The sequence below is a fragment of the Mycobacterium sp. 852014-52144_SCH5372336 genome (assembly GCF_001665615.1).
GTDB lineage: Bacteria > Actinomycetota > Actinomycetes > Mycobacteriales > Mycobacteriaceae > Mycobacterium > Mycobacterium neumannii_A.
On the sequence record NZ_LZSW01000047.1, the window covers coordinates 316,424 to 329,320 of the forward strand.

13 protein-coding genes are annotated in these 12,897 nt (G+C 67.2%); 3 read left to right on the forward strand and 10 right to left on the reverse strand.

Annotation, left to right across the window (positions count from 1 at the left end):
* Positions 1-24: 24 nt before the first annotated feature.
* Positions 25-1,452 (reverse strand): wax ester/triacylglycerol synthase family O-acyltransferase, encoded by a 1,428-nt coding sequence (locus A5759_RS12235; RefSeq protein WP_068197796.1) that lies wholly within the window; start codon positions 1,450-1,452, stop codon positions 25-27.
* 115 nt (positions 1,453-1,567) lie between these two features.
* Here A5759_RS12235 and A5759_RS12240 point away from each other — a divergent pair, with 115 nt between their 5' ends.
* A complete protein-coding gene (locus A5759_RS12240; RefSeq protein WP_068197798.1) occupies positions 1,568-2,257 on the forward strand; it encodes a DUF427 domain-containing protein in 690 nt (229 codons plus the stop codon).
* A 91-nt stretch (positions 2,258-2,348) separates the two neighbouring features.
* Here A5759_RS12240 and A5759_RS12245 read toward each other — a convergent pair whose 3' ends face one another.
* Positions 2,349-3,266, reverse strand: a complete 918-nt coding sequence (locus tag A5759_RS12245; RefSeq protein ID WP_068197801.1) for an LLM class F420-dependent oxidoreductase — start codon at positions 3,264-3,266, stop codon at positions 2,349-2,351.
* A 101-nt stretch (positions 3,267-3,367) separates the two neighbouring features.
* On the opposite strand from A5759_RS12245, the gene A5759_RS12250 reads away from it, so the two are divergent.
* The gene (locus A5759_RS12250; RefSeq protein WP_068197803.1) at positions 3,368-4,297 is read left to right on the forward strand and encodes an LLM class flavin-dependent oxidoreductase; all 930 of its coding nucleotides are present in this window, start codon (positions 3,368-3,370) and stop codon (positions 4,295-4,297) included.
* Here A5759_RS12250 and A5759_RS12255 read toward each other — a convergent pair.
* Positions 4,294-5,457, reverse strand: coding sequence for an acyl-CoA dehydrogenase family protein (locus A5759_RS12255; RefSeq protein WP_068197806.1), 1,164 nt, complete (start codon positions 5,455-5,457; stop codon positions 4,294-4,296). The genes A5759_RS12250 and A5759_RS12255 overlap by 4 nt on opposite strands.
* Positions 5,458-5,525: 68 nt before the next feature.
* Here A5759_RS12255 and A5759_RS12260 point away from each other — a divergent pair, with 68 nt between their 5' ends.
* Entirely contained in the window at positions 5,526-5,996 is a 471-nt protein-coding gene (locus A5759_RS12260; protein ID WP_068197808.1) for an SRPBCC family protein, read from the forward strand.
* A gap of 87 nt (positions 5,997-6,083) precedes the next feature.
* On the opposite strand, the gene A5759_RS12265 is transcribed toward A5759_RS12260, so the two are convergent.
* The 7 genes from A5759_RS12265 to A5759_RS12295 are packed head-to-tail and all read right to left on the reverse strand — an operon-like array spanning position 6,084 to position 12,867.
* On the reverse strand, positions 6,084-6,998 hold the full coding sequence (locus A5759_RS12265) for an alpha/beta hydrolase (protein ID WP_068197810.1): 915 nt from the start codon (positions 6,996-6,998) through the stop codon (positions 6,084-6,086).
* Positions 6,999-7,002: 4 nt separating this feature from the next.
* Positions 7,003-8,508: a flavin-containing monooxygenase gene (locus tag A5759_RS12270; protein ID WP_369816189.1), complete on the reverse strand. Its 1,506-nt coding sequence runs from the start codon at positions 8,506-8,508 to the stop codon at positions 7,003-7,005.
* On the reverse strand, positions 8,505-9,227 hold the full coding sequence (locus A5759_RS12275) for an SDR family NAD(P)-dependent oxidoreductase (RefSeq protein ID WP_068197814.1): 723 nt from the start codon (positions 9,225-9,227) through the stop codon (positions 8,505-8,507). Before A5759_RS12275 ends, A5759_RS12270 begins: the two co-directional genes overlap by 4 nt.
* On the reverse strand, positions 9,224-9,961 hold the full coding sequence (locus tag A5759_RS12280) for an HpcH/HpaI aldolase/citrate lyase family protein (protein WP_068197815.1): 738 nt from the start codon (positions 9,959-9,961) through the stop codon (positions 9,224-9,226). Before A5759_RS12280 ends, A5759_RS12275 begins: the two co-directional genes overlap by 4 nt.
* Entirely contained in the window at positions 9,958-10,926 is a 969-nt protein-coding gene (locus A5759_RS12285) for a zinc-binding dehydrogenase (protein ID WP_068197817.1), read from the reverse strand. The genes A5759_RS12280 and A5759_RS12285 overlap by 4 nt, the downstream gene beginning before the upstream one ends.
* 1 nt (position 10,927) lies before the next feature.
* Positions 10,928-12,166: a cytochrome P450 gene (locus tag A5759_RS12290; protein WP_156616894.1), complete on the reverse strand. Its 1,239-nt coding sequence runs from the start codon at positions 12,164-12,166 to the stop codon at positions 10,928-10,930.
* A complete protein-coding gene (locus tag A5759_RS12295) occupies positions 12,163-12,867 on the reverse strand; it encodes an NIPSNAP family protein (protein ID WP_068197823.1) in 705 nt (234 codons plus the stop codon). Before A5759_RS12295 ends, A5759_RS12290 begins: the two co-directional genes overlap by 4 nt.
* Positions 12,868-12,897: the final 30 nt, after the last annotated feature.

Consider the following 12,897-nt stretch of genomic DNA (forward strand, 5'->3'; position numbering starts at 1 on the left):
AAAGGTCCGAGGCTGCGGTGTCGGTCAGTGCGATGCTGCGGCCAGCGGGAGGGCCGACGCCACGGTGGCCAACTCACCGGGGAGCCCGGCCGCGCGGCGGATCTCGGCGAAGGACTCCAGCAGCGCGTCGGTGGCCTCATGCGGGTCGTCGAGTGTGCGATCGTCGGTCAGCACCGAGATGGCGAGTTGGTCGACGTAGCTCCACACGGTGATGTTCATCCCGCTGCCGGTGACCACCGGGCCCACCGAGTAGATCTCGCTGAGTACACCGCCGGCGATGTGCCCGCGGTCGCGGGGCCCCGCCACGTTGGAGATGGTCAGGTTCATCACCGCGCCGGACTCCATCCGACGCGCCTGTAGCCGAAAGAATCTGGGTGCCAACGCCGGCGGCAGGTACGACATCCACGCCGGCAGCACCGCCGGCCCGAGCAGCTGGTGGCTCTCCTTGGCGATCCTGGTCGCCACTGCGGTGAGCCGGACCCGTTCGAGCGGGTCGGCGATGTGCACCGGCAGCGACGGCATCATGTAGGTGAACTCGTTGCCCGTCAACCGATCTGGCGAGGGATTGGTGCTGACCGGGACGCCGGCGATCAGCGGCGCGTCGGCGTGCCCGTCGTAGCGCAGCAGCAGCGTGCGCAGCGCCCCGGCCGCGGTGGCCAGCACGATGTCGTTGAGCGTCACACCCAGATGCCTGCCGGTCTCCTTGACTTCGGCCAACGACAGCGGGGCCGTCGCGAAGCGGCGTCCAGGGGACACGACGTGGTTGATGAAGGTCTGCGGCGGGGCGAAGCTGCGGGCCAGGTCGGGATGGCGGCCGCGCTCCTTGGCGCGCTTGCGCACCCGGGCGACACCCGCGGCCGTCTCGTTGACGAGCCTGGGGAGTCGGCGGATGAGGTGCGCGTGGTCGCGGCCCGCGGCCTTGACCAGCTGCGCGGTGCTGCGCATCGCGGGATCGGCGACGGCGCGAACGGGCGTCGGCGTCTCGTCCTCCAAGGCCTTGGCCAATTGGTTGGCCGAGGCCACGCCGTCGGCCAGCACGTGATGGACCTTGTGGATGATCGCGACGCGCCCGTCGGTCAGCCCCTCGGCGACGTACATCTCCCATAACGGCCGGCTGCGGTCCAGCGGCGTGCTGGCGATCTGGCCGATCAGGTCGTCGAGTTCGCGCCGTCCACCCGGCGGCGCGACGTGTGCTCGGCGCAGGTGGTAGTCGAGGTCGATGTCATGGTTCTCCCACCACATCGGATGGTGCAGCCGCAGCGGGATGTCGACGAGTTGGTAGCGCAGTGCCGACAGCGCGAGCAGGCGCGGATAGGCGACCTCCCGCAGCATGTCGAAGCTGTAGTTCTCGACGCCCGACACGTCGAGGATGCCGATCTTGAGGGTGTGCATGTGGACCTCGGGCGTCTCGCTGTACAGCATCAACGCGTCCACGCCGTTGAGTCGCTTCATACCTCCCCGCATCCCCCTCGCCCAGCCGACGCCTACCGGTTTCCCAATCGTGCTCCTTCTCAAGCGCGTTCGGTCAAGAGGTGACGATCTGCCCGAAATTTGTCAGGCTGACGGCATGACCCTCGTCGCCGCCCGCGGACCGCTGAGCAACGATCCGGCCGGCTGGTTCACGCCCCCGCTGCCCGACGACGTGGTGTTCGTGGAACCTCATCCGCGCCGCGTGCAGGCGCTGCGCGGCGGTCGCACGGTGCTCGACACCGAGCGGGCGTTGATGGTGCATCGGCGCGACCATCCGCTCAGCTACGCCTTTCCCGTCGACGAGGTCGGCGACCTTCCGAGTGAGCCGGTGGTCGAGGCGCCGGGATACGTCCGCGTGCCGTGGGACGCCGTCGACACCTGGCTCGAGGAAGGCCGCACGCTCGTGCACTATCCGCCCAACCCTTACCACCGCGTGGACTGCCGTCCGACGCACCGCGCGCTGCGGGTGACGGTGGCGGGTCAGGCACTGGTCGACACGGCCGAGACGGTGATCGTGTTCGAGACGTCGCTGGAGCCGCGCCTCTACGTCGACCCGTCGCACGTGCGAACCGACCTGCTGCGGCCGTCGCCGACCACGACCTACTGCAACTACAAGGGCTACGCGTCGTACTGGTCGGCCGTCGTCGGCGACACGGTGGTCGAGGACGTCGCGTGGTGTTATCCGGAACCGCCGCCCGAGACGCTGCCGATTGCGGGTTTCTTGAGCTTCGACCCGGCCCGAGCCGATGTGCTGGCCGAGTTGCCCTCGCCCGACGCCCACCGATAACCCCTGTGCCGATAACCACCGCGCCGAAACTGAATCTGTGCTCGATATTGCGCCGAAATTTCGCACAGAAGTTCAGATTCGGCGACCGTAGCTAGGCTTTGGCGATCACCGACTCCCCGAACCGCTCGATGGTGTCGAGCACGTGCGCGAGGCTGTCGCCGGGAAGACCGACCTGAACCCACGTCACCCCGATCCCGGCCAGCTTCTCCAGGCCGGACAGGTACGCGTCGGCGTTGAAGTCATCGCCGCCGGGGCTGCCGCCGTCGGGGTTGGTGAACGTGATGTCGATGCGCGACCAGTCGCGTCCCGCCTCGTCGAAGCGGCGGCGAAGGTCCTCGACGCCGGAGGTCAGTGCGTCCACGTCCATCGGTGCCGTGCGCGCGGTCTGGGCCAGTACGGCCGGTGCGGGGAACGGGCACCACCCGTCGCCGTAGGCGACGACGCGTTTGCGGGCGGCGCCGGTGTTGCCGCCGATCCAGATGGGGGGATGGGGATCGGTGACGGGCCGCGGGTGCGCGGTGATCCCGCTGGCGGTGAAGTGGCGGCCCTCGTACGAGAAGTCGTCGGTGGTCCAGATGCCGCGGATCACCTCCAGCGCCTCCTCGAACAGGGCGGCGCGCTCTTCGAAATCGACCCCGAGCGCGGCGAATTCGCGTTTCAGGTAGCCGACCCCCACACCGAGCGTGAACCGTCCCTCCGACAGCAGGTCCAGGGTGGCACCGGCCTTGGCGACCACGAACGGATTGCGGTACGGCAGCACGACGATGTTGGGGATGAGCCGCAGCGTGGTCGTGGTCGCGGCCGCATAACCCATGGCCACGAACGGGTCCACCGCGTCATGGCCGCCGGCGTTCAGCCAGCGCTCAGTCGGCGCAGGGTGGTCGGTGAAGCCGAAGCCGTGAAACCCCGCGGCCTCGGCGGCGGCTGCGACCGTCGCGATTCCCCTGCCGGTGACCAACTCTGGGTTGTACGGATGGGTGTGCATCGGGTGGGTGAAGGTGAACCGCATGTCTTTGTGTCCCGTCTAGAACATTCTTCTCGTTTTCCGAGAATGTCGTTACCATGCGAACCGCGGAAAGTACAGCTTCGACAGCGATGGGAACTGCGGACATGGGCAAGCCCGAGATCGGCGTGTACCTGCCTCAGATGGGCTTCACCTACGGGCAGATGCTGGATCGCACCCGGCGCTGCGAGCAACTCGGCATCGACTCGCTGTGGCTCTACGACCATCTCTACGGCCCGGGCGTTCCGGACTATCCGTCGCTGGAGGCGTGGACGCTGGCCACCGCGCTGCTCAGCAACACCGAACGCATCCGCGTCGGACACATGGTGCTGTGCAACCAGTTTCGCCATCCCGCGGTGCTGGCCAAGATGGTCACCACACTCGACCAGATCTCGGCCGGCCGCCTGCAACTCGGGCTCGGCAGCGGGTCGATCGAGGACGAGCACAACCGGGTGGGGCTGCCGTGGGGGTCGTTTCGCGAGCGTTCCGAACGCCTCGGCGAGACGCTTCAGATCCTCACCCAGGCCTTCGCCGAGGAGCGAATCGACTTCAGCGGCAGCCACTTCACCGTCACGGATTTCCCCGTCAAACCTGGTCCTGTGCAGCAGGGGCCACCTCTCGTGGTCGGCGGTGTCGGCGAGAAGTACACGCTGCCGTTGGTCGCGCGCTACGCCGACGTCTGGAACGTGCCGACGTACGCCCTGGGGGAATTGCAGCACAAGGTGTCGGTGCTGCGTGCCATCTGTGCGGACGTCGGCCGGGATCCGTCGAGCATCGTGCTGTCGGTCGAGGCGGTGATGGCACTGGCACCCGACGACGCGTCGCTGCCGGACGTGAAGCGGCTAGCCGAGAAACGTTTCGGTGCACCGGCATTCGGGCTCAGCGAAGGCGGCCTGATCGGGACGCCGACCGCCGTCGTCGACCGGCTGCACGAACTGCACGAACTCGGTTTCGGCCAGATTGTGCTGTTCACCCACGATCGCGCATCCGACCAGACGTTGGACCTGCTGGCCGGCGAGGTGATCGCACGGCTCTAAGCGGGCCGCTTCGCCGGTGGCGAGTAGTTCGGCCTGCCGAGCCCGAGTGCGTGCTGGGCGATCATGTTGCGGAACACTTCCAGCGTGCCGCCGTAGATACCGGCGGGTCCGGCCAGGCGGAAGGCGTACTCGACTCCCCCGTCCCCCGCCGCGCCCTCGGCGCCGGTCGGCAAGCTTCCTGCGGCGCCTACCAGATCCATCAGATCCGGTGCGACGTCGCGCATCGTCTGCGCGTTGGCCACCCGGCCGAACATCTCCGGCGTGCTCATCGCCGCCTCGATCCTGGCGATCGCGCGGCCGAGGCGATACCGGGCCGAATCCTCCTCGCCGACAACGGCGGCGATGCGGTCGACCGCCTCGGCGAGCAGTAGCAGGTGCTCGGTCATCGTCGCCAGCTTCTGCAGACCCTGGTCGTCGCGTTCGATGGTGCCGTGCTCAGCGTTGAGCGCCTCGCGCAACACCGACCACCCGCCGTTGACGGCGCCGACGCGGTACTTGTCGTCGACGCGGACGTCGCTGTAATAAGTGATGTTGGTGCGGTCGCCATCGACGGTGCGGATCGGCTGGATCTCGATGCCCGGCGAGGAGAGCGGCACCAGGAACATAGTCAGGCTCTGGTGTTTCGGCGCGGCGGGGTCGGTGTTGGTGATCAGGAAAACGTAGTGCGCGTTGTGCGCGTTGGACGTGAACATCTTGGAGCCGTTGACCACCCAGGCGTCGCCGTCACGCACCGCCCGGGTCTTGCAGGTCGCGACGTCCGAGCCACCCTCGGGTTCGGTGTAGCCCAAGCAGAGCCGGTAGTGCCCCGAGAGAACCATCGGCAGGATCTCCTGCTTCAGTTCCTCGGAGCCGAACTGCTGCAGGCTGCGTGCCACCATCATCGTCGTGGGCCAGTGGAACCACGGTGCGTGGGAGCGGCCGATCTCCAGCTCCCAGATCCGTCGACGGATGGCGTTGAACCCGCCTTCGGCCTCGGAGTTGAAGTCCGCAGCGAGGTATCCGCGCGCGGCGAGCGCCAGATGGACACCCTCGTCGAAGTTCTCACCCGTTTCGCGGTCCCTTTGGATGACCTCGTCGGTGACGACGGAGCGCAGGAAGTCCCGGAGCTCATCCTGAAACGCCCGGTCGTCCTCGCTCAGCTCTACGCGGGAGAAGTCCACCTGGACACCGTGACACTAGTGCGGTTAGTTGTAAAGTCTCAACCGGTTCATCCACGGAAGGCAGCACATTGGGGATCGTCACCACCAGTTCGGAGACCGCGTTTCGACACCCGGCGGCGGAGATCTACGACTTCGTGACCAACCCGTCGAACTGGCCCAAGACGTATCCCACCAGCGCCCACATCGGCGGATTGCCCCACCACCTGCCGTTGCGCGTCGGCGACTCCTGGACCGAGACGGGTCCCGACGGCGATCGCATCTTCACCTGGCACCTGGCCGTCGCCGCCCGCCCGACCATCTGGGTCTTCACCTCGGTCGGCCGGCTCGGTCACGACCGCGACGGCAACGGCGGCATGGAGGGCCGCATCACCGTCGAGTACCACTTCACCCGGCCGGGCGAGGACATCACACTGTTCACCCGGACGATGACGGTCGAGGCCCCCAAGCACGCCCCGATGCCCGACGGGTTCTTCCGGGCGGTCAACCCGGCACACATCGACGCCTACCACTCCGCGATCGCCCGCGAACTCACCTCGTAACAACCCCCGCGAGCGACCGAGTCTGCACACGACACGCCGCCACATCACGACAATTTGTGGACACTCGGCGCCGGCGAGCATCCGTACTCAGCTGCCGTGCAACGCGCGCCGCAACGCCGCGCCCTGCAGTTCGAACAGCCGGATGCTGGTGTCCCACTCGGGAAGCAGCGAGTCGAACCCGTGACAGGTGCCCGGAAACACGTGCAGTTCGGTCGCGACGCCGGCGCGCATCAGCCGCAGCGCATACTCCACCGCTTCGTCACGTAACGGGTCGAGCTCTGAGCAACTGATGAAAGCGCCTGCCACACCGGACAAGTCGGCCGAGCGGGCCGGAACCGCGGATGCATCGGCGGCCGTATCGCCGAGGTAGTGCCGCCACATCATCTCGGTGGCGGGCCCGTCGAAGCCCGGCGTCGTGGTGAACTCCGTCTTCGATTCGGTGGGCCGGTCGTCGAGCACCGGTTGGTGCAGCAGCTGAAACACCACCGGCGGCGCCGACGAGTCCGCCGAACGTTGCGCGAGTCCTGCCGCCAGCGCGCCGCCTGCGCTGCTCCCCGCAACCGCCAACCTGGTGGCGTCGAGTCCGAGTTCGGTCGCGCACTCGACCGTCCAGTTCAGCACGGCCAGCGCGTCCTCGAGCGCCGCAGGGAAGGGATTCTCAGGCGCCAGCCGGTAGTCGAGCGAAAGCACCGTACAACCGGCGCGCCTGGCCAGCTCGACGCACTGCAGGTGGTCGGTGTCGAGATTGCCCAGTACGAACGCCCCGGCGTGACAGTAGATCACCGCCGGCGACGGTGCGGCCGCGCCGCGGTATATCCGCACCGGAACCGAGTCCGCCACCCGCTCTTCGATCTCGACGACGATGTCGTTGACCGCCCTGACCGTTTCGGCGCGGCGCTGGTTGAGCGAATCGCGCACGACGCCGAGCAGTCCTGGCGACAGGTCGGTGCGGACCTCCGCCAGGTGGCGCAGCGCGGGGTCGAGCCGCTCGGTGATGGTCACGACGTCAGCGCCTCGCAGCGGTCGGGGTCTGCGTCGTCGCCGCCCGGTCCCGCAGTGGCGCGTCGAAGGTATAATCGGACGGCTTGAACCGCCGCGTCATACCCCAGAACGCGCGGGCACTGCGCGGCCACTGCGTGACGACCCGGCCGTTGGCGGCGCGAAAGTAGTTGCTGCAGCGGGTCAGCCAGACGGTGCCCGCCATCCAGCGGTCGACCTTGGCCAGGAACGCCGCCATCGTGCGCGGACGTACCTCGATGTACGACTTACCCCGGCGCCGAAGGTGTTTCAGCGCCCGCACGATGTAATGCGCCTGCGCCTCGAGCATGAAGATCACGCTGTTGGACCCGACGTTGGTGTTGGGGCCGTAGAGCATGAAGAAGTTGGGAAAGCGCGGCACCGCCATCCCCAGGTAGGCGTAGGCTCCGTCACTCCAGGTCTCACGCAGCGAGACCCCGCCCGCGCCGACGACGTCGATCTGGCCGAGGTAGTCGGCGGCGGCGTAACCGGTCGCGCAGAGCACCGCGTCGACCTCGAGTTCTGTGCCGTCCTCGGTGACCAGTGACCTCGCGCGCAGCGATCGTGCTGGGCTCGCAACGACATCGACGTGCGGCTGCGTCAGGGCCTTCAAGTAGTCGGTGGCGAATACCAACCGCTTACAGCCGAAGGGATGGTCGGGGGTCAGCTTGCGACGTAACTCGTCGTCGGGGATCGTCGCCTCGAGCACCTTGAGCGCAATGCCTTTGAACTCCTGTGTCTTGTCGCTGCCGTTCTCGATGACCGAGATATTCGACTCGCTGCGCAGCCACAGCCGGGTCCGGTAGATCTTCTTCGCCAGCGGGATGTTGCGAAACATCCACTTCTCCCGCCCGCTGTAGGCCCGATCGGGTTTGGGCAGCACCCACGTCGGTGAGCGCTGCACCGAGTAGACGCGCTCGGCCACCTTGGCGACCTCCGGAACCAGTTGCGCCGCTGTCGATCCCGTACCCAGCACCGCCACTCGCTTGCCGGAGAGGTCGACGTCGTGGTCCCACCGCGCGGTGTGCATCAACGTGCCGGTGAACGGTTCCTCTTCCACCAGGTCGGGCATGACGGGCCGGGTGAACAGGCCGACCGCGGAGACCACCACGTCGAAATCAAACCGATCACCGCTCGCCGAGGTCAGCTGCCATCGGTCATCCGCCCATCGCGCCGAGGTGATCTCGGTGTTGAGCCGCAGGTGCGGCGTGAGTTCGTAGCGTAGCGCGCAGCGTTCGAAGTATTCGAGGATCTCCTTCTGCCCGGACCACAGCCGTGACCAGTCGGGGTTCAGGTCGAACGAGTAGGAGTACAGGTGCGACTTCACATCGCAGGCCAGGCCGGGATAGGTGTTGATCCGCCACGTGCCGCCGACGCCGCCCTCACGATCGAAGATCGTGAAGTCGCGAAAACCGGCCTTGCGCAGGAAGATCCCCAGCGCCAGGCCGCCCGGGCCGGCGCCGATGATCCCGACCGAGAGGCTCGGATACCTCACCCGATTCGAAGGCATTGCCCTCCATCCACGACGACTTCGGCTCCCGTCATGAGGGACGCCTGCTCCGAGACCAGAAAGGCGACCACGTTCGCGACCTCGTCGGGCTTTCCGATCCGGCCGAGCGTCGCGGTCAGCCGCTGCTGTGTGGCGGGGTCGAGCATCGGGGTCTCGATCGGGCCCGGGAACACCGCATTGACCCGAATGCCGGTCCCGGCGAGTTCAGCGGCGACGGCTTGGGTCAGCCCGCGCAACGCCCACTTCGACGATCCGTACGCGGCGTGGTTCGGGAAGGGCCGGATGGCACCGGTGCTGACGGTGTTGACGATCGCGGGCCCCGCTGCCCGCCGGAGATGCTCCAGTGCCGCCTTGATTCCAAGGAACGGGCCCAGACAGTTGAACCGCCAACTGCTTTCGAACGCCTCCGGTGTTTCGTCGTCGAGTGAGCATCGATGCAGCACCCCGGCGTTGTTGATCAGCGTCGACAACCCCCCGAACCGGTCGACCACCTGGCTCACGGCGGCTTGCCACTGCTCGGGCGAGGTGACGTCGAGTTCGACCGGGATCACCTCGTCGCCGAGGTCGGCGAGCGTCGCCCGCAATTCGTCCATCCGCACGTCACATGCCGCGACCCGGAACCCGTCCTGGAGCAGGCGTTTCGTGATCGCCGCACCCTGCCCGCGTGCGGCGCCGGTCACCAGCGCGACGCGATCGCCCGTCACTGGGAATCCTTGAGGATCTCCTCGGCGCCGCGCCGCAACGCCTGAGACTCCGACGCCACCGTGAGCATGCGATACCCCATGTCGGCCATGGCCCTTCCATTCTTGCCGGCGTGGATGCCGGCGATCACGCCGGACGCGGCGGCGCTGGACTGGATACCAGCGAGCGCGTCCGTGACGGGCGCCGCGGTCCAGGCCGCGGCCGGGGCGTGCCCGAGCGCGATCGCCAGATCGTTGGGGCCCACGTACACCCCCGTCACCCCGGGCACCGCGCAGATCTCGTCGACCGCGGCCAGACCCCGCACGCTCTCGATCATCGCGAACACCCCTGCGCGGGCTTCGTGTTCGGCCGGATCGCGCCCGACGTCGGCGCGCAGCGGCCCGTAGCTGCGCACCCCCGCGGGTGGGTACCGGGTCGCCGCGACGGCCGCGGCGGCCTGCTCCGGCGATTCCACCATCGCGATGATGACGGCGTCGGCGCCCGCGTCGAGCACACGGCCGATCGGTCCGGGGTCGGCCGAGGGTAACCGCACCGCCGTCGCGATCCGGACGTGTTCGAGGCGACGCAATAACAGCGCGACATCGGCGTCGCTCAGATACCCGTGTTGCACGTCGAATCCGACATAGTCGTAGCCGGCCTGGGCGAATTCTTCGGGACCCATGATGGTCGGCCCGACCACCCAACCTCCCCACACGTGCTCACGGGTGGCGAGGGCCTGTTGAATTCTGCTGGTCATTCGACGATCGCGATCTTGATGCGGTCCGGCGTCGGGCGGCACGCGAGTTCGAACGCGGCCTGGGCATCGTCGACGCCGAATGTGTGTGTCACATAAGCCGGTAGCAGATCGGGGTGGTGCCGGACGAACTCGTTGGCAGCGGCCAGCATCCGTCGCCGGTCCAGGGTCACACCGGACTTCAGCGTCAGGTTGTTGCGCAGCATGGTGCGCATGCTGATCGGGTAGCTGTCGTCGTCGGGCACACCGAAATAGAACACGGTCCCACCCGGCGCGGCCGCCTCGATCGCGTGACCGAGGGTGGCGACCTGGTGCCCGACGGCTTCGATGACCACGTCGGGCCGGTCGCCGGGCTCGAGGTGGCTCACCCACCGGTCGCTGGTGGCGCGCACGATCGTGTCCACGCCGAACTCCTTGCCCACCTCGTCGCGGTCGACCGGGTCGACGCCGGTGACGCGACGTGCGCCGAACGCCTTTGCCGCATAGGAGAACAGCAGACCAATCGACCCCTGCCCGATCACCGCGACATGCAGGCCTTTGAGTTTGGGCAACTGTTCGACCGCATACAGCACACACGCCAGCGGCTGCAGTGCGACGGCATGTTGCGGGCTCAGATTATGGTCGTAGTAGGCCAGCCCGTCGCCGTCGGCGACGACATGTTGCATCAGGCCGTCGAAGCCGGACGCCCAGCCGACGACCCAGTCCCCCACACCGTGGCCGCGATGCCTGCTGGCGATCACCTCGCCGACGACCTCGTGGATCGGGAAGCCCGGCATCTCGGCCGCGCTCACCCCCCGATCGCCGGCGATCTTGCCGCGAACACCCCGGAACGGCGGCAGGTCGCTACCGCAGACTCCCGCCGCGCGAAAGCGCAGCAGCACCTGCCGATCCGCCAGCGACTCCGGCGTTGTCTCGGGAATGTCTTGGCGCTCGAAGGTGTACGGCGCGACCAGTCGATAGGACCACATCTCACGCACTCTCCGGGTGCACCTCGACAGGAACACTGCTCCAGCCCCATTGGAAACTCGACGGCGGCCGGGACGCGGCCTCACCGTCGATGCACCAGTCTCCGACCCGCTTGAGCCATTCGGTCACCATGATGCCGATCTCCAACCGCGCCAGGTGCACACCGAGGCAGAAGTGTTGTCCGCGACCGAAGGCTAGTAGACGCTCGATGGGACGGTCCCAGATGAACGTGTCCGGATCGGAGTATTCGCGTTCGTCACGGTTGGCCGACGCCAGCAGTGAGATGATCCGTTGCCCGGGCCGCATCGTGATGCCGTGCATGGTGAACGGTTTACGCACGGTGCGTGCAAACCATTGCGCGGGCGCGCAATAGCGGATCATCTCCTCGCGCGCGACGGGAACGTGGGTGTCGATGTCGCTGCGCACGGCGGACAGCTGATCGGGTCGAAGGCCCAGCTCCCAGAGACCGTGTGCGACGATCTTCGGCACCGTTTCGGTTCCGCCGATGAAGATCCCGAGCAACTGGGTGGCGGCCTCGACATCGTTGAACGCCGAGCCGTCCGGCAGCCGGTACTCGATCAGGTTGTCGGCGATCGGGTGCTCGCCGGGTGTGGTCCTGCTGCGCTGGATGATCGGAATCAGGTACTCCAGGTAACCCGGCCGCGCATTGGCCACCTCGACCCCGCTGCCCGGCTGCGCGAGGCTGCCCGCGTTGACGGTCGCCAGCACGTCGGCCGCGAGATCCACCGGCAATCCGAGCAATTCGCAGACCACGGATGCGGCGACGATGCCGCTGTAGTCCTGGGTCAGGTCGAAGGCGCCGAGCGGCAGCAACTCGTCGAGGCGCTCGTTGGCCAGTTGGCGGATGCGGTCGGCCAATTTTCCGGCCGACCTCGGCCGGAACGGAGCCGACGTGCAGCGTCGCACGGTGTCGTAGATCGGCGCGTCGAAGTTGGCGTGGAAGGGCATCGGATGCAGCGCCGGGTCGCGCACGGGTCCGTCGTTGTGCTTCGCGAGAACCGTTGCCGCGGGCAGGGTTCCCTCGGAGGCGACGAACGTGCCGTCGTTGACTTCCAACACCCGCCAGATGTCCTCGAAACGCGAAAGGGCGTAGGTGTCCCATTTCTCGACGTAGTACACCGGGTGCCGATCGCGCAGAGCCCGATAGAACGGCAGCGGGTCAGCCATCACCGCCGGGTCGAACGGATCATAGGAAAACGTCTCGAGAACAGTCATTCTCATCGCAGCGGTGACGGTGGTAGGGCGGCCAAGATGGAGTCTTCCCAGCCGTCGCGCAACGCGGGCGCGACGCTCATCCAGGTGACGATCTCGGCGGGCGGGCTGTCCTTCCACGATGGGTAGTGGTTGGCGAAGCAGTCCCAGTCGTCGTCGAGCGCCCAGTAATGGATGACCTCGTTGAAGCGGAAGGTCGTGATGAACGAACCGAGCCAACGCTTTCCGGTGCGTTCCGACCACGGTACGTAGAGGCGTTCCAGTTCACGGATGTAGTCGTCCTGGCGGCCGGGTTTGGTCTGCATGATCTCCTGGATCACCAGGCCGGCACGGAAGTTCGCCTCCTGCAGCTGGGCGAGTGTCCGATTGTATTTGCCCGCGTACATGATGCGGCCCTCACCCGAGGCGCCGATCTCGGCGAGAAACGCCGACCATTTCGCTGCGGCTTCCTCATGGGTGCCGCCCCTGGCCTGGGCCTTACCGATGCGCGCATAGTCGGCGAACTTGTCGATCTCCCAGATGATCGTGACCCGGGGCCAGTGGCCGTTGTACGGCGTCGTCTCCCAGATCGCGAACAACCGCGCCCCCAGCTCAGCCATCATCTGCTGGTACACGTCGCCGAAAACCTCACTGAACCGTTCGGACCGGGCGGAACCGAGCGCGATGGTCTCGTGGAGATAGAGCAGCGTGTGACCGTAGTACTTCTTCATGACGTGCACCCGTTTGACAGCGACACCTTG